16 protein-coding genes are annotated in these 21,558 nt (G+C 73.0%); 9 read left to right on the forward strand and 7 right to left on the reverse strand.

Annotated elements, in window-relative coordinates:
- The coding region (locus AB0G74_RS31310; RefSeq protein ID WP_361153171.1) for an MFS transporter at window positions 1-849 on the forward strand (849 nt) is incomplete at its 5' end.
- A gap of 104 nt (window positions 850-953) precedes the next feature.
- Here the strand turns inward: AB0G74_RS31310 and AB0G74_RS31315 are convergent.
- Window positions 954-1,199, reverse strand: coding sequence for a hypothetical protein (locus AB0G74_RS31315; RefSeq protein WP_358829115.1), 246 nt, complete (start codon window positions 1,197-1,199; stop codon window positions 954-956).
- A gap of 102 nt (window positions 1,200-1,301) precedes the next feature.
- On the opposite strand from AB0G74_RS31315, the gene map reads away from it, so the two are divergent.
- Window positions 1,302-2,159 carry a type I methionyl aminopeptidase gene (map, locus tag AB0G74_RS31320; protein WP_361153174.1) on the forward strand — a complete coding sequence of 286 codons (858 nt, stop codon included), beginning with the start codon at window positions 1,302-1,304 and terminating at the stop codon, window positions 2,157-2,159.
- Between the two features lie 189 nt (window positions 2,160-2,348).
- Entirely contained in the window at window positions 2,349-3,020 is a 672-nt protein-coding gene (locus AB0G74_RS31325; RefSeq protein ID WP_361153176.1) for a biliverdin-producing heme oxygenase, read from the forward strand.
- Window positions 3,021-3,126: 106 nt separating this feature from the next.
- Here the strand turns inward: AB0G74_RS31325 and AB0G74_RS31330 are convergent, their stop codons facing one another.
- The 3 genes from AB0G74_RS31330 to AB0G74_RS31340 all read right to left on the reverse strand — a co-directional run bounded on the left by AB0G74_RS31330 (window position 3,127) and on the right by AB0G74_RS31340 (window position 7,428).
- Window positions 3,127-3,909, reverse strand: a complete 783-nt coding sequence (locus tag AB0G74_RS31330) for a PhzF family phenazine biosynthesis protein (RefSeq protein WP_361153179.1) — start codon at window positions 3,907-3,909, stop codon at window positions 3,127-3,129.
- A gap of 235 nt (window positions 3,910-4,144) precedes the next feature.
- The gene (locus AB0G74_RS31335; protein WP_361153182.1) at window positions 4,145-5,932 is read right to left on the reverse strand and encodes an HtaA domain-containing protein; all 1,788 of its coding nucleotides are present in this window, start codon (window positions 5,930-5,932) and stop codon (window positions 4,145-4,147) included.
- A 50-nt stretch (window positions 5,933-5,982) separates the two neighbouring features.
- Window positions 5,983-7,428 (reverse strand): HtaA domain-containing protein, encoded by a 1,446-nt coding sequence (locus AB0G74_RS31340; RefSeq protein ID WP_361153184.1) that lies wholly within the window; start codon window positions 7,426-7,428, stop codon window positions 5,983-5,985.
- 307 nt (window positions 7,429-7,735) lie between these two features.
- On the opposite strand from AB0G74_RS31340, the gene AB0G74_RS31345 reads away from it, so the two are divergent.
- From AB0G74_RS31345 to AB0G74_RS31355, 3 genes are read left to right on the forward strand one after another with little or no spacing between them, the layout of a single operon-like run.
- Window positions 7,736-8,770 carry an ABC transporter substrate-binding protein gene (locus AB0G74_RS31345; protein ID WP_361153187.1) on the forward strand — a complete coding sequence of 345 codons (1,035 nt, stop codon included), beginning with the start codon at window positions 7,736-7,738 and terminating at the stop codon, window positions 8,768-8,770.
- 5 nt (window positions 8,771-8,775) lie between these two features.
- Window positions 8,776-9,861 (forward strand): iron ABC transporter permease, encoded by a 1,086-nt coding sequence (locus AB0G74_RS31350; protein WP_361153226.1) that lies wholly within the window; start codon window positions 8,776-8,778, stop codon window positions 9,859-9,861.
- Complete coding sequence (locus AB0G74_RS31355) at window positions 9,858-10,694, forward strand: heme ABC transporter ATP-binding protein (protein WP_361153190.1); 837 nt, start codon at window positions 9,858-9,860, stop codon at window positions 10,692-10,694. The genes AB0G74_RS31350 and AB0G74_RS31355 overlap by 4 nt, the downstream gene beginning before the upstream one ends.
- 148 nt (window positions 10,695-10,842) lie before the next feature.
- Here AB0G74_RS31355 and AB0G74_RS31360 read toward each other — a convergent pair whose 3' ends face one another.
- On the reverse strand, window positions 10,843-11,487 hold the full coding sequence (locus AB0G74_RS31360; RefSeq protein ID WP_361153193.1) for a DUF1326 domain-containing protein: 645 nt from the start codon (window positions 11,485-11,487) through the stop codon (window positions 10,843-10,845).
- Between the two features lie 282 nt (window positions 11,488-11,769).
- Between AB0G74_RS31360 and AB0G74_RS31365 the strand changes: the two genes are divergently transcribed.
- The 3 genes from AB0G74_RS31365 to AB0G74_RS31375 are packed head-to-tail and all read left to right on the forward strand — an operon-like array spanning window position 11,770 to window position 20,101.
- On the forward strand, window positions 11,770-14,853 hold the full coding sequence (locus tag AB0G74_RS31365; protein ID WP_361153196.1) for a hypothetical protein: 3,084 nt from the start codon (window positions 11,770-11,772) through the stop codon (window positions 14,851-14,853).
- 52 nt (window positions 14,854-14,905) lie between these two features.
- Window positions 14,906-18,913, forward strand: coding sequence for a hypothetical protein (locus tag AB0G74_RS31370; RefSeq protein WP_361153198.1), 4,008 nt, complete (start codon window positions 14,906-14,908; stop codon window positions 18,911-18,913).
- 33 nt (window positions 18,914-18,946) lie between these two features.
- Window positions 18,947-20,101, forward strand: a complete 1,155-nt coding sequence (locus AB0G74_RS31375; protein WP_361153200.1) for a hypothetical protein — start codon at window positions 18,947-18,949, stop codon at window positions 20,099-20,101.
- Window positions 20,102-20,107: 6 nt separating this feature from the next.
- Here the strand turns inward: AB0G74_RS31375 and AB0G74_RS31380 are convergent, their stop codons facing one another.
- Window positions 20,108-20,650 (reverse strand): GNAT family protein, encoded by a 543-nt coding sequence (locus AB0G74_RS31380; RefSeq protein WP_361153202.1) that lies wholly within the window; start codon window positions 20,648-20,650, stop codon window positions 20,108-20,110.
- A 70-nt stretch (window positions 20,651-20,720) separates the two neighbouring features.
- Window positions 20,721-21,308 carry a hypothetical protein gene (locus AB0G74_RS31385; protein WP_361153205.1) on the reverse strand — a complete coding sequence of 196 codons (588 nt, stop codon included), beginning with the start codon at window positions 21,306-21,308 and terminating at the stop codon, window positions 20,721-20,723.
- Between the last annotated feature and the right edge of the window lie 250 nt (window positions 21,309-21,558).

The raw sequence follows: 21,558 nt of genomic DNA on the forward strand, positions 1-21,558 counted from the left end.
GTCGGGCCGTCGGTGGCCGGTGTGGTGGTGGCGTACGCGGGCCATCCGGCGGCGTACGCCGTCACGGTGCTGACGTTCACGGTCTCCGTACTGCTCTGTCTGCGGCTCGCGCCCGCGCCGCCCGCCCGCGAGGCGGAGAAGCCCTCCTTGAAGGGCATCGCGGAGGGCGCGCGTTATGCCTGGTCACGGCCGGTACTGCTGGGGACGTACGCGGTCGATCTGGCGGCCATGGTGTTGTCGGCGCCGATGGCCCTGCTGCCGTTCCTCGCGGACGAGCTGGAGGCCGAGTGGTCGCTGGGGCTGATGTTCGCGGCGATGGGTCTCGGTTCGGTCGTCCTCAGTCTGACCAGCGGCTGGACGGCCCGGGTCCGGCGGCACGGCCTGCTGGTGATCTTCGGCGCCGCGGGCTGGGGCGTGGGCATCGTGGGCGCGGGCCTGGTGGGGAACGTCTGGCTGGTCCTGGTCTGTCTGGCGGTGGCGGGCGCGGCGGACATGCTCAGCGGGCTGGCCCGCTCGACGATCTGGAACCAGACGATCCCGGACGGGCTGCGCGGCCGGCTGGCGGGCATCGAGGTGCTGTCGTACAGCGTCGGTCCCCAGCTGGGCCAGGTCAGGGCGGGCGCCCACGCGGGCTGGACCGGTACCCGTCCGGCGATCTGGGCGGGCGGTGTGGCCTGTGTGGTCTTCGTCGGCGCGCTGGCGGCGGCCCTGCCGAAGCTGGTCGGCTACGACGCCTCGACGGACGAGGACGCCCTGCGCCGCCGGGCCGAGAAGGAGTCGGCGGAGGCGGCACCCGGCGACCACCCGGCGGCCGGGGCCGGGAGTCCGCTGCCGACGACGCAGCCGTAGCCCGCGCGGCCGGGCCCCGCGTACGGCCCGGGGCCCGGGGCCCGTACGAACCGTGCCGCCGGACCGGCCGGGACCACCGGGCGGGCTCTACGCCGCCGGAGCCGTCACCGGCCCCCGGGGCCGTCGTCCGCTCCCCCGTCGGCGGGCTTGTCGTGCCAGCGGGGGTCCGTCTCCCACTCCTCGTTCCGTTCGCGGGCCGTCTCCATGGCGGCGGCGGCCTCCTTAGGGGTGGCGTACGGGCCGAAGCGGTCCTTGGCGGGACATTCGGGGCCCTCCTCGACCTTCTGGTGCTTCAGGCAGTAGAACCATTCGCCGGGCTTACCGGTCGGTGCCTTCTTGAACAGGGCCATCGCCGCTCCTTCCCCCTCGTGGATCGTCTCTCGTGGGCCGGGCGGCCGGGACCGGCCGCTCGCGACCATGCTGCCCCACCCCCGCTGGTTAGACTCGTCGGCATGTCTGGCCAGTCGCTGCTCGTGCCCGGGGTGCTCTCCCCCGCCCGTTCCGTTCCCGCCGCCATCAAGCGCCCCGAGTACGTCGGGAAACCGGCGCCGACCCCTTATACGGGGCCCGAGGTGCAGGACCCGGAGACCGTCGAGCGGATGCGGGTCGCCGGGCGGATCGCCGCCCGGGCGATGGAGGAGGCGGCCCGGCGCATCGCGCCGGGGGTGACCACGGACGAGCTGGACCGGGTGGCGCACGAGTACCTCTGCGACCACGGCGCCTATCCGTCGACCCTGGGCTACCGGGGCTTCCCCAAGTCGCTCTGCGCCTCCGTGAACGAGGTGATCTGCCACGGCATCCCCGACTCGACCGTGCTGAACGACGGCGACATCGTGAACCTCGACGTCACCGCGTTCATCGGCGGAGTGCACGGCGACAACAACGCCACCTATCTCTGCGGTGACGTGGACGAGGAGTCCCGGCTGCTGGTGGAGCGGACCCGGGAGTCCCTGAACCGGGCGATCAAGGCCGTGAAGCCGGGGCGGCAGATCAATGTGATCGGCCGGGTCATCGAGTCGTACGCCAAGCGGTTCGGCTACGGCGTGGTGCGGGACTTCACCGGCCACGGGATCAACACCTCCTTCCACTCCGGGCTGATCGTGCCCCACTACGACGCCCCGCACGCGACGACGGTGATCCAGCCGGGGATGACCTTCACCATCGAGCCGATGCTGACGCTGGGGACCCACGAGTACGACATGTGGGAGGACGGCTGGACCGTGGTGACGAAGGACCGGAAGCGGACCGCCCAGTTCGAGCACACGCTGGTCGTCACGGAGACCGGGGCGGAGATCCTGACGCTGCCGTGAGCCGCCGGGGGCGGGCCGTCTCCCGGGAGTCCCTTGCCGACAACGCGTCGGGAAGGTGTTGACTTAGGTAAGCCTAAGTAGAGAGAATCGAACCGGCAACAGGCATACCCGACCGTCGGCGTTTTCGTCGGTCGCGTTCCGTTCGCGTCTTTTGCCGTGCTCCTTCCCCTCGCCTCCCGGAGGACCGCCTTGGACGTCACCGCAGCCACCACCGGCACGCCCTTCTCCCACCTCCTCCGCACCACGACCCACGACAAGCACGACGAGGCCAACGCCTCGCCGTTCATCGGCCATCTGCTCGCGGGCAGACTCGGGATAGCCGCCTACGCCCGCTACACCGAGCAGCTCTGGTTCGTCTACCGGGCGCTGGAGGAGGCGGGCGAGGCGCTCAGGGACGACCCGGTCGCGGGTCCCTTCGTCCGGGACGAACTGCTGCGTACGGTCGAACTGGAGCGCGACCTGACCTTCCTCCTCGGCGACGGCTGGCGGTCCGGGGTCGTACCGCTGCCCGCCACGGCCGCCTATGTCGCCCGGGTCGAGGAGTGCGCCAGGACCTGGCCCGCCGGGTTCGTCGCCCATCACTACACCCGCTATCTCGGCGATCTCTCGGGCGGCCAGGTCATCCGCGACCAGGCGGAGAAGACCTGGGGCTTCAGCCGCAAGGGCGACGGCGTCCGGTTCTACGTCTTCGAGGAGATCTCCAACCCCGCCGCGTTCAAGCGCATGTACCGGGAGTTGCTGGACACGGTGAACGCGGACGATCTGGAGAAGCAGCGGATCGTCGAGGAGTGCCGCCGGGCGTTCGACTTCAACAGCGCCGTCTTCTGGGAGCTGAACGAGGCGTATCCGCTCAGCGCCTGAGCGGCTGAGCGTCCGGACACGGGAACGGCCGGAGGGCCGGGGATCCACCGCGGATCCCCGGCCCTCCGGCCGTCCGGTAACGCTGTGACGGTGCCGGGCCCGGAGGTCAGCTCATCAGCCGGAGCGCCGTCGCGACGCTCAGCCGCCGGGCGGGCACCTCGGCGGGCGGCGGTACGAGGGCGAGCACCGGAGCCTGGGAGACCAGCCGCACCCGGCCGCCGATCTCGACCTCGCCGTCGGGGCCGGGGGCGGTGAGGATCTGCGAGCCCGCGCCCTGGGTGATGTTGAGGGCCCGGCCCAGACGGTCCGTCAGCAGCAGCGCGCCGCCGCCGCTCGCCTCGTCCTCGGCGGGCCCGGTCGCGGCGGCCCCGGGCCCGGCTCCCGGGGGTGCGGCCGGGAAGGCCCTGGCCCGGACCCGGCCCGCCGCCTCGTCGTCCCAGGCCCAGGCGTAGCGGGCGGTGGCGCCGGGCGGCGGTACGGGCAGCGCCTCGACCTCGGCCGGGGTGGCGTACCGCTCCAGTACGTACGGCGGGGCCCAGGCGGCGCGTACGGTGATCCAGCTGAACTCCCCGTCGCCCCGGGCCCAGACGGGTCCGGACGGCGGATTCAGCTCCTCCAGATCGAGCAGCCAGGCGGCGCCGACCAGGGCGTGCGGGGCGAAGGGGAGCCGTCCGCCGGGGGTGTGCAGATCCAGTACGCCGCGTTCCGGGTCGTCGACGAAGACGGTGTCGCCGCCGCCACCGGACCCGCCGGACCCCTCCGCCAGTTCCCGGCGGGCCGCCGGGTCGCGGTAGGGGCGGGGATCGCGTACGACGGACAGGTCGCTGCCGTGCCGCCCGTCGGGGGCACAGAAGACGCGCAGGACGTCGAGCTGTTGGCGTTCGTTCACCCGGGCATTGAAGCACCGGTGGCCCGTGCACGGGTCCCCGCCGGCGAATCCGTCACCAACGCCACACCAATAGCTGGCCGAATAGGCGGTACGACCCTGGCCGGTTGTCGCCGCGTACGGGGGCGGGGTCGGCGGGAACTTCGGCGAACCGGGACGGGGACGACGGCGGTACGGGGCGGCCTGTCGGGGCCGTCGCCGTACCGCCGTCGCCATGGCGGGTCAGAGGGTCAGAAGGTCAGGATCCGGCCTGCTGACGGCGGCGGGCCAGGAACACCGCCCCGGCGCCCGCGGCCACGACACCGCCCGCGGCGGCGAGCAGCCCGGCGGTGGGGAGTCCGGCGCCGGTGCTGGCAAGGGAGCCGCCGGTGGAACCGCCGACCGAGCCACCGCCCACGGAGCCGCCGGTCGTACCGCCCGTGGTGCCGGTGCTGCCTCCGGTCGTCCCACCGGTGGCGGCGCCGCCGGTCGAACCGCCGGTCGAGCCGCCGTTGGAGGCGCCCGCCGAGGTGTCACCGGGCAGCTGGGCCGACTTGTCGAGGGAGACCGCGAGGGTCACCGGGTCGAGTTCGACGCCCGGCTTGTACATACCGCTGAACGCCTTGGAGCCCTCGGCGGTCAGCGTGGCCGGGACACCGGTCAGCCGGACGAGCTTGTTCTCGGCCTTCAGCGCGCCCGAGGGCACATTGAGCGCCGCGATGCCGTAGTCGTTGTACGTGGTGACCTTCCCGGTGTTCTTGTCCTTGGTGACGACATCGGCCAGCAGCAGGCCGCCCTTGGCCCCGTCGACCCGCACCTGGAGGTCGCTGAGCTTCAGGTCCAGCGCGTTCACGCCGGTGGTGGGGTCCTTGTGGCCGAGGAAGCGGACCGCGCCGCCGAAGGACGCCTTGAGGGACTTGTCCTTCGCGGTGAAGGTGCCCTTGCCCTTGGGGAAGCGGAAGCCGCTCGCGGTAGTAACGGTGCCGTCGGAGACCTCGATCCGGCCCTGGGCGTAGCCGGTGGTCACGTACTCCCGGAACTTCTTCTTCACACCCCAGTCGAGGTTGCCGTCCACGACGGTGCCCTGGTCGGTGGCGGATTCGGTGCCGGTGCCAGTGCCGCCGGTGGTTCCGGTGCCGCCCGTACCGCTGGAACCGGTGCCGCCGGTTCCATTGGCGCCGCCCGTACCGCCGGCACCGTTCGCCCCGCCTGCGCCGTTCGTCCCGTTGGAGCCGGAACCGCCGGTGCCGTTGCCGCTCCCACCCGCGCCGGAGCCGCCGGTGCCGTTGGTCCCCGAACCGCCGGTACCGTTGCCGCCGCCGTTGGCGGAGCCCGTACCACCGGAACCGGAACCGGAACCAGAGCCGCCGGAACCGGAGCCGCCGCCCGTGCCGGAGCCGCCCATGTCCGGGGTGACGGTGAGCGTCACCGGGTCGAGCGCCTCGCCCGCCGGGTACATCTCGTTGAACGCCTTGGAGCCCTCGGCGGTCAGCTTCGCCGGGATGTCCTTGAAGACCATCGCGCCGCCGGGCCCGGAGCCCATCGAGGCGCCCTTCAGGTCCAGGGCGGCGATCTCGACGTCCTGCCGCGCGGCCTGCTGGTTGAAGGTGACATCGGCGGTGATGGCGCCCGTGGTGCGGTCGCTGCGGAACTTGATGTCGGTGAGGGTGATCGCGAACCGGTGTCCGGTGGCGTCGAAGGTGACCCCGCCCCGGAAGGACGTGGTGACGGCCTTCGTCGCCATGCCGTAGCTGCCGGTGCCCTCGGTGAAGCTGAACGGGCCGTTGCCGTCGGCCTGCCGGGCGCCGTCGGCGACCTTGATCGAGCCCTTGGCGGTATCGGTGACGTATTCGCGGAACTTCTGCTTGAAGCCCCAGTCCAGCACGCCGTTCTTCAGCGGGATCACGGCCGGGGCCGCGGTGCCGTCGGCCGCCGGGCGGGTGGTGTCCGCGGCGAAGGCGGGAAGGCTCAGGGCGGTGGCGCCGAGCGCGACCGCGGTGGCGGACGCGGCGGCCACGGCCAGTCGGCGTCGTCTCGTTGCTGACATGAGGGTTCTGCTCCTGCTGTTCGGGGGTGCGAGATGAGGGGGGGTGGGGGTCAGTCCGTGGCCGCGGGGGCGGCGGGGGCGGCGTCGGCCGCCGTCGCGCGCTTGCGGCGGACGAGGTAGAAGGCGATCGCCAGGGCCACGGCCAGGACACCCGCGCCGACGGCGGCGAGTACACCGGCCGAGGGGCCGGAGTCGGCGGACGAGGCGGCCGGTGCCGGGGTGTCGGACGCGGCGGCGGACGGGGTGGCGGCGGAGGGCGTGGCCGCGGCGGTCGGTCCGCTGCCCAGATCGGGCAGGGCCGGAAGCTTCGTGACGGCGGCCGCGTCCACGGCGACGGCGAGCGAGACGGGGTCCATCGAGGTGCCCGCCTTGTACATCCCGCCGAACGCCTTCGAGCCGCCCTCGGTGAGGGTCGCGGGGACCTCGGTCAGTACGGCGAGACCGTCCTTCGGGGCGAAGTCCGCGGCGGGGAAGGTGATCAGGGGCACGGCCCGGGTCGTGGTGGTGCCGTTGACGACGTCCGCGCTGAGTGTGCCCTTGCCGCCGCTGATCTTCGCGGTGACCTTGGTGAGGGTGAGGTCGAGATGGGCTCCGGTGAACCGGACCGATCCGGCGAAGGCGGCGTCGAGGCTCTGCTTCTTCGGGTCGTACGCGCCCTTGCCCTGCGGGAAGCGGAAGAGGGCGCCGCCGTCCCGGGCGCCGCCGGAGAGGGTCCACTTGCCCTGGGAGATGGCGCCGGTCACGTACTCCCGGAAAGTTCGCCGCACGCCCCAGTCGACGGCGGCGTCCTTCACCGTCCCGGCGGCGGGCCGCCCTTCGGGCGTGGCGCTCGGGGAGGGCTTCGTCGCGGGGGCGGAACCGGCCGGGCGGGGCTCGGTCAGATCGACGCTGAGGCTGATCGGGTCGAGCGGGGTGCCTGCCTGGTAAAACCCGGCGAAGGCGGTGGCGCCCTGGGCGGTGAGCACGGCCGGGATGGTGGTGAGCTGGACCGGGCCGCGTCCGCCGCGCATGTCGACGCCGGAGAGGTCGAGGGTGGCGAAGGCCACCTGGGTGGAGCGGGTCACCTTGCCGGTGCCGCGCGCCTTGCTGACCAGGTCGAGGTGGAGGGTGCCCCGGCCGCCGGAGACCTTGACGGTCGGGCGGCTGACGGAGAGGTCGAGTTCATGGCTTCCGTCGGGCTTGCGGTGTCCGGTGAAGTGGGCGCCGCCGGTGAACCGGGCCTCGAAGGCGCCGGTGCCGGGGTCGTAGGAGCCCTGTGCGGAGTGGAACCGGAACTGGTTGCCGCCGACGGTGGCGGCGCCGGAGGTCAGCCGGTAGTTCCCCTGGGCGATGGGTCCGGTGACATAGGTCTGGAAGGAGGACTTGAGTCCCCAGTCGAGTCTGCCGCCCTGGACCGTGCGTTCGGCGGCCTGGGCGGCTCCGGCCGGGACCAGCGCCCCGAGCAGGGCCGCGAGCAGCACGGCGGCGAACGCCCGGGCCGATCGGTACGGCGGCATGGGAACCCTCCTGGGGCGGTGGCGTCCGCCCGGTGGCGGCACGCGGTGGAAAACGATCTCCCGTCGCGCCGCGGGCGCGGGCGGGGAAGGAGCCGGCCAGGACGGGGACAGCCGGGACACACACGCCCTGGCCAGCAAGGTAAGGCTAACCTAAGCTAAACCCGGCTCCCACGGGTAGCCCCCGTCCGGCACCGGTTCCGGTCCGGACGGCGGGGGACCGACCCCGGGACCGGCAGGACCCAGCAGGCAAGGCCGCGACAGGAACAGGACGGTGCCCCCGGTGCCATCGGACCGCAGAAACCCCTTGGTGCGTACGGCGATCGCCGCGCTCGCCCTCGTCGTCGCCGTGGTGGCGACCGGCTGCGGCGGTGGTGGTACGACAGCCCCGTCGGGGGCGGCCGGGCAGCCGGGGCAGGCCCCCGCCGACCGCGTGGAGCCGCTGGCCGGGACCGCGCGGCCCGAGCTGCCGGTGACGGTCGCGTCGGCCGACGGCCGCCGGGTCACCGTCTCCTCGGTGGAGCGGATCGTGCCGCTCTCCGGCTCGTTGAGCGAGATCGTCTATACCCTCGGCCTCGGCGACCGGGTGGTGGCCCGCGATGTCACCGCCACCTTCGAGCAGGCGAAGCGGCTCCCGGTGGTGACCCGGGGCCATGCCGTCTCGGCCGAGAGCGTGCTCTCCCTGAAGCCGACCCTGGTGATCGCCGACACCAACACCGGCCCCGCCGAGGCGATCGACCAGATCCGGGACGCCGGGATCGCCCTGATCACGGTGGAGACCGCGAAGTCCCTGGCGGACGTACGGCCCCGGATCGAGGCCGTCGCCGCGGCGCTCGGCGTCCCCGCGGCCGGGGACGGGCTGGTGGAGCGGACCGAGTCGCGGATCGACGCCGTCAGGAAGACCATCCCGGCGCCGGGGAAGGACGGCGACAAGCCCCGGGTCGCGTTCCTCTATCTGCGCGGCACGGCCTCCGTCTATCTGCTCGGCGGCGCCGACTCGGGGGCGTCGTCCCTGCTGGAGGCGGCGGGCGCGGTCGACGCGGGCAAGGAGTCGGGGCTCTCCAAGGACTTCACGGCGATCACCAGTGAGGCGCTGGCGAAGGCCGCGCCGGACGCGATCCTGGTGATGTCCAAGGGCCTGGCGTCCGTCGACGGGGTCGACGGGCTGATCAAGATCCCCGGGGTGGCGCAGACCCCGGCCGGGATGGACCGGCGGGTGGTGTCGATCCCCGACGGGGTGATGCTCAACTACGGCCCCCGGACCGACCAGGTACTGAAGTCGCTGGTCGACCAGTTGTACGGCGAGTCGCGCGGCGAGGGCGGCGGCGAGGGGACCGGCGCGTGACCACCGTGACCAAGTCCGTCCCGGCGACGGAACGGGTGGAAGAACCCGCCCCGCCGAAGGTCCGCCGCTCCACCACCTGGCTGCTCACCGCCGGGCTGCTGGGCGCGCTGTTCACGGTCGCCCTGGTGTCCGCCGGATACGGCGCGTACGACATCCCCCTGGGGGACGTACTGGCGTCGGTCCGGCACCGGGTGGGGCTCGGCGGGCAGCCGCTCGACCGGGTCGGCGAGAGCGTGCTGTGGAACGTCCGGCTGCCCCGGGTCGTCCTCGCGCTGCTGGTCGGCGCGTCCCTGGGCTGCGCCGGGGCCCTGATGCAGGGCGTGTTCGGCAATCCGCTGGCCGAGCCGGGGATCATCGGTATCTCGGCGGGCGCGGCGGTCGGCGCGGTCGCCTCGATCGCGCTCGGTCTGACCCTTTTCGGCAACTGGACGGTGACGGTCTTCGCCTTCGTGGCCGGGCTGCTGACCGTCTTCCTGGTCTACGCGATGTCCCGTTCGGGCGGCCGGACGGAAGTCGTGACGCTGATCCTCACCGGGGTCGCCGTCAACGCCTTCGCGGGCGCCCTGATCGGGCTCTTCGTCTTCTTCGCCGACAACGCGCAGATCACCCAGATCACCTTCTGGCAGCTCGGTTCCCTCTCCCAGGCGACCTGGCCGAAGGTGCTCGCGGTGCTGCCGTGCACCCTGGCCGGGCTGCTGGTGGCGCCCCTCTACGCCCGCAGGCTCGATCTGCTGGCCCTGGGCGAACGGCCCGCCCGCCATCTGGGCGTGGACGTCGAACGGATGCGGATCACCCTGATCCTGGTGGTGGCCCTGCTGACGGCCGCCGCGGTCGCCGTCGCCGGGATCATCACCTTCGTGGGGCTGCTCGTACCGCATCTGCTGCGGATGGCGAACGGCCCCGGGCACCGGTTCCTCGTCCCCGGGAGCGCCCTGGGCGGCGCGCTGATGCTGGCGGCGGGCGATCTCGCGGCCCGTACCGTGGCGGAGCCCGCCGAGCTGCCGCTCGGGGTGCTGACCGCGCTCTTCGGCAGCCCGTTCTTCTTCTGGCTGCTCCGCAGGACCCGTCGCAGGCAGGGGGGCTGGGCATGAGATCGCTCTTCGCGGGTCTGGCGGTACGGGAGCGGGAGCTGCCCGCCCGTCCCGAGCGGGGCGCCGTCCTGGCCGAGGCGGCCGGGATACGGATCCGGCTCGGCGGGCGCGAGGTGCTGGCGGGCGTCGATCTGGCGGCCCGCTCGGGTGAGGTGCTGGCCCTGGTGGGCCCCAACGGGGCGGGCAAGTCGACCCTGTTCGCGGCGCTGGCGGCGGATCTGGTGCCGTCGGCTGGCACGGTCCGGATCGCGGGCCGCCCGGCCGGGGAGTGGGTTCCCCGGAAGCTGGCGCTGCGCCGGGCGGTACTCCCCCAGTCGTCGGCGCTGTCGTTCCCGTTCCCGGTGGCGGAGGTGGTCCGGATGGGCCGGGCGCCGTGGGCGGGGACCGTACGCGCGGACGAGGACGAAGCGGCGGTGGCCGAGGCGCTGCGGGTGACGGAGACCGAGCCGTTCGCGGACCGTTCGTTCGCGGATCTCTCCGGTGGAGAGCGGGCCCGGGTGGCGCTGGCCCGGGTACTGGCGCAGCGGACGTCGCTGCTGCTGCTCGACGAGCCGACGGCGGCGCTCGATCTGCGCCATCAGGAGCTGGTGCTGCGGATCTGCCGGGAGCGGGCGGCGAGCGGGGACGCGGTGGTGGTCGTCCTGCACGATCTGGGTCTCGCGGCGGCGTACGCGGACCGGATCGCGGTCCTCGACCGGGGGCGGGTGGCGGCCGACGGGCCTCCGGCCGAGGTGCTGGACGCGGGGGCGCTGAGCCGGGTCTACCGGCAGCCGGTGGAGGTCTTCCCCCATCCCCGGACGGGGGTTCCGGTGGTCCTGCCGGAACGGCCGTAGGGCCGGGCGCCCGTGTTTTGAGGACACGGCCCGGCGTCGGGGGCCGTTGGCCTCCCGGTTCACCGGGTCGTAGGCTCACGGCCGGAGGCCGGTCCGATTGGCCCGGACCGGCCTCCGTCGTGTCGTCCCCCGGGTCGTGTGCGGTGGTTCAGGAGGCGTCGGGCCGCCAGTCGAACGGGAAGTGCTTGCTGGAGCCGCCCCGGTACTCGGCGGAGAAGTCGAAGCCCTCGGCGTGGTCGTCGCTCACCACGCCCCAGGTCGCGACCTGGCCCGGTCCGACCTCGGCACCGGGTGCGTTGATCAGCTGCACCCGCCGGCCGGGGTCGGCGGTGGGTCCGGTGAGCGCCTCGGCGCCCACGTTCACCTTGTCGGCGACGGAGGCGCGCCAGTAGGCGAGGTCCTCGGCGGCGTCGAAGACGATCGGCGCGTAGGTGACCGCGCGCACTTCACTGATGAGGGAGCCGAACTTGCCGGGCCAGCCGCCGACATTGCCCCGGAACAGCTCCTCCAGGGCGTCCCGCTGCTCCTGGGTGCCCTTGGCGTCGATATAGAACATCACCTTCATCGTGGCGTCGGGGTCGTCGACCCACATATTGCCGGAGAACTCGCCGAGCGCGACCACGCCGAGGCCGTCGAGGCGGACGTCCCCGAAGTACCCCTCGTGGATCTGCCAGACGAGGGTGAAGCGGCAGCAGCCGTCGGTCGGCGACTGGGCGAAGGTGCAGGGGCAGGGCATCGAGCAGCTGCAGACATCGAACCACTCGCCCTTGAGGTGCCAGTCCGTCGCGGTCATACGGTTCCCCTCTCCAGTGGAGCAGATACCCCGGCGGGGTATCGAACTGACGCGAGATTAGTTCGCGGCCCGTCGCGGTGTCAAATACCCGAAGGGGGTATGGGTATGCCGTCGGGGCGGCTCAACTGACCTGGCGGGAGAGGCCACTTCGGGCGGAGTCGGCTACCGGTGTGACGTTTCAGCGGCCCCGGTCACGGGCACCGCGGGTAATCCGTTCGGCGGATTCGCCGGAAAGCGGCTCTCCCGTATACCTGAAATACCGCGACAGTTCGGAGGTCGGGCATGACTGCACCCGTTCCGGCGGCGAGCGTACGGCTCGTACGGCCCCAGGACATGCTGGTGATCGGCTTCGCCTTCCACAACCTCCGCCCCGATCCGGGCTCGGACCCCCCGCGGCTGCTCCGGATCGACCCGGAGTCGCCCGGTGTCGTGGTCGTCGGCTTCGAGTCCCAGCACGTCACCGAACAGACCGTCTACGAGAACGAGCCGGACCGGCCCGCCCCCGGGTCGATCGCCGCCCGGACGGTGGGGCCGAGCCGGATCGCCTTCGTCGTCCCCGAGACCGTGAAGACGATCCCGTACACCGAGACCGGACTGCTGCGCTGGTGGCAGTGGGTGATGCGGGTGGTGCCCGGCGCCGGGCGGCCGGCCGGCCCGGAGACGGATCTGCTGGTGGTGGACTGGCTGCATCTGACCCCCGAGCTGTACGCGACCTGGGACCACGCGGAGACCCCGGTGGAGCACGACGGCCGGACCGAGCTGTGGCACACCCGGCTCGCCGCCCGGGGCCCCACCGGACGCCCCGCCCCCTTGGCCGACCCCGCCTCCCCACCCGCCCCCACGGTTCGCGCGGTGGCCGCCGACGATCCGGCGAATCCGCAGGAGGCCAGGCTCTTCGGCGCGCTCAACCCCGAGGGCTTCGACTACCGCCAGCTGATCACCCTCACCAACCCGCCCGAGCCGGACGCCGCGCCCGTGGACGCGGCGCTGCTCGCCCTGAGCGCCACCGGGGCCACCCTCGATCTGGACGGCCGCTGGGAGCCGACCGTCACGCCGGGGCTCAACCTCAAGCACTGGGAGCACCACGCCTGGCAGGGCCGGGACAACAAGGTGATCCTGGAGCAGTACGGCTTTCTGATCCCGTACGGCCACCGGGCCCTGCTCTTCACCGAGACCAAGCGGACCTTCGACGCCACCACCGGGGTGGCCTATCTGGAACAGCGGCGGTTCGTCCGGATCTCCGAGCCGGTGAAGGAGTACCCGGGGGCGTACGGACTGCCGTTCGGGGGACGGTCGCTGCCCTTCACCCGGATCGCGATCGAGGGTCCCGTACCGCCGGTACTGCCCCGGAGCCCCGAACCGCTGCTGGCCGGGCGGCCGGAGCACGGGTTCTGGATCCAGTCCGTCGAGACCGGCGCCGATGTCGCGTTCGTACTGCGGGGCACCGACCAGGCGGGCCGGGACCAGCGGTTCACCGCCCCCCTGGGGTTCGTCCCGCACGACGTGGCCGTCCAGATCCCCCGCCCCGGTACCGTGCTGCGGGAGTTGATCGACGCGTACGGCGGATTCGACCGGATCACCGGCGACGCGCCGGACTCCCGGCGGTCGGTGGACCTCGCCGGACAGGAACTCGGCTATACCGCCGAGGTCGATCCGGGCACCGCGACCCATCCCACCCAGCGGGTCTTCTGGGGCCTCCAGGGTCCGCCGGGCGAGCCCGCCCCGCGCCCCGACAGCCCCCTGTTCTTCCCCCGCATGCTGGCCGCCGAGGCCCGGCTCTCGACGCTGGACGCGTTCTACGGCCCCGGGGCCCCGGTCGTCCTCGGCTACGACGAGCGGTATCTGCGGGACGCCTTCACCGGCAACCCGGGCGAGGTGTACGTCCGGGTCCGCGACTCGGTGGCGTCCCTGGCCTCCGGCGAGGACCGGCCGGTGCAGCGGCTCCTCCTCAACAACAGCGGGATCGGCGGCATCTGGACGCCGAACCTCGACTGCGGCGGGGTGTCACGGGCCATCGGCGCCGTGGGCGGGAACGCCGAGACCGTCGACCGGCTCCGCGACGAGGGCGAGATCACCGGGAAGAGCTACTTCAACATCAGGGACCAGCTGAACCGGGCCGTCCTCTTCGGGGCCACCCTGCTGGCGAACGTACTGCCGGACAACGCGGGAGGGACCGAGTTCGCGCCGAGGATCAAGAAGGAGACCCTGTACCCCAAGAACCCGAGTACCGGGATCCCCAATACCGGCAAGCGGCCGGCCGGGCACCGGATGACCATCGAGTTCACCACCCCCCTGGTCGACGCCGGGCCGTTCCGGGCCCTGGTCGGCAACAACCGGGCCCGGCTCGATCTGAAGATCCTCAACGAGGTGAGCTACGCCGAGGGCTCCAACACCAACACCGCCTCCGGCAAGATCTCCCTCTTCGAGCTGAGGCTGATGACGGCGACGCCGGGACTCCAGTTCATCGGTGTCGTCTTCAAGGACTTCACCTTCAAATTCGACCACGACGGCGGGCCGTCCTTCGAACCCGGCGTCGACGCGGTCAGGTTCTACGGCCCGCTCTCCTTCGTCGGCGTCTTCCAGGACTACATCGGTGACGCCTTCAAGGGCGTCAGTATCTTCGGCCTCAAGCTGAAGACCTATCTGGAGATCACCTATACCGAGGTCAGGGTAGGTGTCACCTTCGGCCTGGAGGACATCAAGATGGGGCCCGTCCTGCGGGTCACCAACTGCGTCCTCTCCGCCGGGATCGTCGTCCCGTTCGAGAAGAAGCCGGTCAGGGCCGCCTTCGGATTCGCCCGTGAGGACGAGAAGTTCAATATCACCGTCTACGGCTTCGGCGGCGGCGGCTTCCTCACCATCGAGGTGAGCGAGAAGCGGATGGAGAAGATCGAGGGCGCCCTGGAGGCCACGTACACCCTCGCCTTCGACTTCGCCCAGGTCGCCACCGGCCTCGCCCGGATCGCCATCGGCGTCTACTTCAAGCTGGAGCGGGGCGAGGACGAGGACGAGAACTCCAAGGACGAGGTCGTGCTCCGCGGCTACGTCCGGGCCACCGGACGGCTGAGCGTCCTGGGGCTGATCAGCATCACCGCCGAGTTCTACGCCGACCTCCAGTACCGCGAGCTGGGCGGGGAGACGGCGGTGACCGCACACGTCCGGCTCACCGTCTCCATCGACATCCTCTTCTTCCATGTCTCCGTGGCCCTGGAGTTCTTCTACAACCTCAAGGGCAGCATCTCCGACCAGTCGCTCACCGGGAACCGGGGCGCCCGGGCCGTCGCCGCCGAGGAAGAGCCCACCTCGTTCGGCGATCTGATGTCCCGCCAGGACTGGGAGCAGTACTGCGCGGCCTTCGCGGGCTGACGTACCCGGCCCGCGCCCTCCGTTCCGCCACTCCGTCCGAGGAGACCGTCCCATGGCAGCCTCACGCATCGTCTGGACCCCGGTACCGGCCGGGCGCGCGGGCGGCCGGCTCAGGCTTTCCGTCCTCGTCTCGCCCCGGCTCGCGGGCCCGGGCCAGACCCTCGCCGACTATCCCGAATGGCTGGAATGGCCCGCCCAGAGCCCCCGCTACTCCCTGGTCTTCGGCACCGGACCGGCCGTCCCGGCCACGGCCGCCGGACCCGCGCCCCGACTCGATCTGTGGCGGCAGCTCTTCCCGGCCACCACGCCCGTCACCGCCCGGGCGGCGGCCCTCGCGGCGGCGACCGTACCGCCCATCCGGTCCTGGCCGCCCGTCAGCGCCCGTGACCTGGCCCGCTCCGAACACGCCGCAGCCACGGCGTTCAACGCCACCGCGCCCCTCAGTGTCAACGCGATGGCCTCCCGGGGCCCCGGGCTGCGCGACGGCGACCGCGACGGCGACCCGAACAGCGGCCGGGGCGGTGACCGCAACGGCGGACCCCAGCCCGATCTCGTCACGGACATCCCCATCCCCCCGGCCCGGCTGGCCCGCGCCCGGACGCTGATCGCCGACGCCCTCGCCCGGGACGGCTACTTCCTCGGCGGCCGGCTGGACGACCCCGACTCGCCGTTCGAGTACTTCTCCGCCGCCCAGATCGACTTCCTGCTGGCCCGGCAGTTCCACGAGCGCAAGGCGTCGGACAACCCCCCGCCGGGCGGCGGCGATCTCACCGCCCATACGCTCCGGCTCGCCGACGGTGACACCGTCGACTTCCATGCCGCGCTCGGCGCCGTCGCCCAGTACCCGGCGCTCCAGCGGGCCCTCGGGCTGGTCGTCGACCTCACCGTCGAGGCCGGGGCTCCCGGGGTGCCGGACGCCGGGGACCCGGTGCCCGTCGCGCTGCGGGTCGAGTGGCCGCCGCTGGCCCCCGCCGGACCGTACGAAGCCGTACTGCCCGCGGTCAACGCCACCCTGACCGCCACCCGCTTCGCCGCGAAACCCGCCGGGGACCTGGCCGAGAACGGGCTGCTACGGCTGGACTCCGACCGGTTCGAGGTGGTCGAGGTCGACGCGGACGGCACCGCGGACGCCCTCTCCGGCTTCGGCCAGAAACTCATCGACCGCAACGACGCCTTCTCCGGCGCCCCCGCCGTACCCCCCGACGCCGGACTCCCGATCGCCGTCGACCCCGGCGCCGAACCGGCCCCGCTGCCCAGCCACCGCGCCGACAGCATCGGCGTGGTCCAGCGCGGCCGGGCCAGAGAACTGCGCGACCGGCTGACCCGGGCCGCCTTCCGGGCCGCCGCGGCGCCCTCCCTGCTGGCCGGCGAACCCTTCGGCGCCGAGGAGCTGGAGTACGGCATCCGGGTCGACGTCTGGGACGACGTGACCCGCCGCTGGCACTCCCTCTGCCGCCGCGACGGCGTCTACGACTGCGGCGAACTCCGCTTCGAGGCCCGCGACGAGGGCACCGTCCATCTCGCGCACACCACCACGGTCGACGACGACCCCACGATCTACCTCCATGAGTCGGTCTTCGCCTGGGACGGCTACAGCCTCGCCGCGAGCCGCCCCGGCAGCATCACCCGTACCGTCGACGGGGAAGAGGTCTCCGTCGGACCCGACTCCGACCCCACCGGACCCGTCCGGCTCCGTACCTCCTTCCGGGCCCGCGGACTGCCCAAGCTCCGCTACGGCCGCGGCTACCGCTTCCGGGCCCGGATCGTCGACGTCACCGGCAACGGCCCCGGCCCGGACGACCCCGCCGCCGACGACTTCGGCACCGCCACCCGGCTCGTCCGCCATCTCCGCTTCGACCCCGTCGGCTCGCCCGACCTGCTGCCCGCCGCGCCCCGCACCCAGGGCGAATCCCTCGCCCTGCTGGTGATCAGGGGCAACTACGACGACCCGGCCGACGGGATCTGCGAGCGCCGGATCGCCCCCCGCCGGACCAGCCCGGCCGTCGCCGAGCGGCACGGCATGTACGATGTCGCGCCCACCCCGGTCAACCCCGGCGGCCTGGACCGGCTCGCGTACGGCGACATCGCGCGCCGCGATACGGCCGGTTTCACCGGCGGCACGGACGACCCCGGCGGCTGGGGTGACACCCCGTACTACGAACGCGCCCCGCTGGAGGTGCCGTATCTGCCGGACGTCCTCGCCCGCGGCGCCGCCTTCCACGGCCTGCCCGGGCTGCCGCCCGGCGAGGTCTTCCCCGTCGCCTTCGACGACCGGCTCTCCTGGCCGCGCCGGGCGCCGTTCACCCTGCGCCTGGAGCACGGCACGGGCGGCCCCGCGTACGACTCCGTACGCCGTGTCCTCACCGTCCGGCTGCCGCCGGGCCGGATCGCCGACGTCTTCTGCTCCGCCCGGATCGACGAGGCCGACCTGGACGTCCTCGGCGTCTGGCGGTGGTTCCTCGACAGCGGTCTCAACCCGCCGCCCGGTACCACCGTCGCCGATCTGCGGCGGCTCGCCGCACAGGGACGGCTCTGGCAGTTCACCCCCACCCGGCCGCTGAAACTGGTGCACGCCGTCCGGCAGCCGATCACGCCCCCGGTGTTCGGCAAACCGCTCGCCGTCCGGGTCCCCGGCGACACCTCCGCCCGGATCGTCGACGTCCTCCGCCTCGACCGGACCAGTACGGCCCAGGTCGACATCAGCGCCGACTGGACCGAACCCGGCGACGCGCCCGTCGACCCCGCACCCGTCGTCCGGACCGGCCGGGCGCATCTCACCACCCTCGCCACCGCCCCGGCCGACCCCGACGGCGACCGGCTGCGGCTCGACGCCCGGCACGAGTTCCACGACACCCTGCACCGCACGGTCACCTACACCGCCGTGGCCGCCACCCGGTTCGGCGAGTTCTTCACCGAGACCGGGCGGACCGTGCTGACCGGAGTCGAACCGTCGGTGATCTCCCCCCGCGAGATCGCCTCCAACACCCTCACCGTGATCGACCCCACCGACGGCCGGAAGTACGCCGACACCGACTACATCGCCGATCTCGCCGCCGGGACGATCCGGCGCTCGGGCCCCGGCTCGGCGATCCCCGACGGCGCCACCGTCGAGGCGGGCTTCGTCACCGGCCCGGTGACCCGGGTCAACACCGAGGCCCAGCGGCCCGTCGTGGTCACCGTCCGCTCCTCCGCCCGGCCCACCGCACCCGATATCGCCTACCTCGTCCCCACCTTCGGCTGGGAACGCGCCCAGGACGACAGCGGCATCACCAGCACCCGGCGCGGCAACGGACTCCGGGTCTATCTGCGCCGCCCCTGGTACTCCTCCGGCGACGGCGAGGAACTCGGCGTCGTCCTCTCCCCCGACGGCGCGCCGCCGCCCGCCCTGCGCCCCTGGATCACCCTGCGCGGCCAGGACCCCCTCTACGCCTCCGCACCCACCACCCCCGCGCCCGGCACCGCCGAGTTCCCCCGCGCCACCCGGACCGCGACCGGACTCGTACTCGCCGAATCGGCGACCGTACCGGAGCTGCCGAAAGCCGCCGTCGCCGCGCACGCCGTCGGCTACGACGAGCGGCGCAGGCTCTGGTACTGCGACCTCACGATGGTGCCCGACCCGTCCCACCGCCCCTTCCTCCGCTTCGCGTTCGCCCGCTACCAGCGGCACTCCCTGACCGGCCTCGAACTGTCGCCCGTCGCACTCGCCCAGTTCGCCCAGCTCAATCCGGACCGCACCCTGTCCGTGTCGTTCGCCGCCGAGAACCCGGCCCGGGCCACCGTCACCGTCTCCGGGCCGACGTACGCGGGCGACCCGGCGCGCGGCGCCCGCCTCACCCTGCTGGTCCAGACCGCCGAACCCGGGCAGTCGGGCGCGCTGGGCTGGCGTACCGCGACCGAGACACCACTGCCGCCGGTCCCGGGCGGCACCGGCCAGTGGAGCGCCGCCGTCACCCTGCCCGCGCCGCCCGGCGGACCGCCCCTGCGGCTATTGGTCGAGGAGCGGGAGGTGCTGCCGACGGCCGGGAGCCGTCTGGTGTACGCCGACGCCGTCGAGATCTGAACAGCCCTTGGCCGTACCACCCGAAGGACCGAGATGACCACCTCCACCTCCAGCGGGACCTCCGCAGCCGCGCTGCCACCGGGCGGCTTCGGCAACGACATCTTCCAGGCGTACGTCAACGGCCGGGAGCGGCCCGGCGCCGGTGAGTTCACCGTACTGACCGGCGAGCGGAACCCGGCGGGCCCGGGCCGGGACGTCCTCTACGGCGGGGGCGTGCCCGGTACCAGCTTTCTGCGGGTCGCGGACCTGGGCACGGGACGGGTCTATGTGCAGGGGCAGTTGCTCACCCACGCCGACGAGGTCTCCCTCGACCCCTCGGTACGGACCGTACGGGTGGACGGCGCCGAATCCGTGACCAGGTGGTCCGTCACGGACGCCTTCGATCTGGAGCAGCGGGTCGCGGTCAGCGGCACGACGGTCGCGGACACCCGGGTCACCGTCACCACCAAGGTCACCGACAGCCGCCCCGCACCGCACCGGTTCCGGATCGAATACCTCTGGGACACCGCGATCGCCGGGGACGACGGGCCCGTCGTCCAGCTCGGCGCGGCCGGGGCGTCGTACCGCCCCTTCGACCCGGTGCACTCCACCGAGGAGACCTTCGACCGCCCCACCGGCGACCTGGCCGTCGCCGACCGGTACGCCCGCCCGGACGCCCCGACCCTCGCGGTCGCGGTCTCCGGCACGGCCCACCCCGGGGCCGCCCCCGACCGGATCCAGTACGTCTGCCTCCCGGAGGCCGTCTTCGCCCCCATCGGCGGCTATGTCACCGACCCGGCCCGCGACATCAGCAGCCCCGCCTCCAACTGCCGCGCCACCACCGGCGGCCCCGACTCCGGTCTGCTCCTCCTCTGGTCCCGCGACGCGGCCCAGGACGACGCCACGGTCGCCGCGACCCTGCGGATGACCCCGGCCACCCCGCTGGCGAGCACACTCCGCGCGGGCCCGGTCTCCCTCGGCCGGGCGACCGCCACCCTCACCGACACGGCGACCGGCCGCCCGCTCCCCGGCCGCCTCCTGATCTTCACCTCGGGCGGCCGGGAACGCTGCCGGATCACCACGGACCCCTCGGGCCGGGCGACCTGCGACGCCCTCGTCGGCGGTCTGCTCGGCTACGACGTCGACTTCCCGGGCGACGCGATCTGGGCGTCCGCCCACGCGCACGGCGGGCTGCCGAGGGAGGGCTGAGCCGGGCTACGCCCCCCGGTCCTGCTGCCATTCCTGGGCGAGGAGCCCGAGCAGCACCTGGTCCAGGAACTCCCCCATCACCCACGCCGACGAGCGCAGCACGCCCTCGCGGACGAAGCCGTTGCGCTCGGCTGAGCGCAGCATCGCGGTGTTGTCCGCGAGGGTCTCGATCTGCAGCCGGTGCAGCCCGCGCACGACGAAGCCGTAGTGGCAGAGGACCGCGACGACATCGGTCCCGTACCCCTTGCCGCGGGCCTCCGGCAGCAGGCCGAGCCCGATGTGCGCGGACCGGTTGTGGGGGTCGATCCCCCAGAACGTCGCGGTCCCCACCAGGCTGCCGCCCGCCAGCTCGACCACGGAGAACCGGACGCACTCGTCGTTCGAGTCGTCCCCCACGAGCCGGGGATCCTTGGTCCCGGGCAGGAGCGGCCGCCACGGCGATCCCTCGGCCCGGGAGCCGTTGACCACATCGTCGTACAGCTCGGTCAACAGGACCGGTATGTCTTCCTCATGGCGGGCCCGCAGCCCTACCTTGGCACCTTTGAGCATGGGTTTTTCCTATCCGGCCGAGGCGAGGGGAGCAACCGGGTTTCCGGCGACGGCCTGCCGTCGGGGTGTTTCAGGTGACGGTGGTACGGATCGCCTTGCGGGCGTCGGCCTCCACGGTCAGGGGGTCGGCTCCGGCGGCGATCCGGCGGAAGGCTTCGACCCGCCAGTCCCGGGGCAGCCGCAGAATCCGCCGCGCCAGCTCGGGAGCGTCGACCGTGCGCAGCTCCGCGTACCCCGGCATCGGCGGCGGCGCTCCCTTCCCCGCGTACGTAACCGCCACGCCGACGACCTCGGCGACGGTCAGCCGCCCCCGCCGGGCCCGTACCCCGTATTGGGCTTCGCGCAGGACGGCGGCCCGCCAGGCGGCCGGGAGCCCGGCCCACCGGTCCAGTAAGCCGACGGCGGCCTCGGCGTCCCCCGTACGATCCGGATCGGCCTCCGGCCACCGCCCGGCCCCGGCGGGGTCGCAGAGCGCGGCGAAGTACGCCACATCCATCACCAGCGCCGCGATCCCGGGCCCGTACTCCTCCGCCCGCTCCCCGTGCGGCCACGCCCGCCCCAACGCCCGCGCGTCCGCCACACACCACCCCAGCCCCGCTTGCATGTAACCGGGCAGCACCCCCGCCACCCCGGACGCCGTATACGCCTCCCGCACCATCGGCCCCACCCGCCCCGCCAACCGCACCACCCCCGACCACTCCCGCACCCGCCAACACCCCAACACATCCAACGCCTCACGAACCCCGTCCAATGCCGAGTCCGGTCGGCGGGCAGCGCCGGTTGCCTTCATCACGCCCCCTGTCCTGGTTCACCCGAAAATATGGAGGTACTTCCTCCGTCATCGAGTCAACGCTCCGGGCCCACAGGGGGCCTTGCACATCTCATGCACGCCGGATCGGCGCCCGGCC

It is taken from the genome of Streptomyces sp. NPDC020875, assembly GCF_040641415.1.
Lineage (GTDB): Bacteria > Actinomycetota > Actinomycetes > Streptomycetales > Streptomycetaceae > Streptomyces.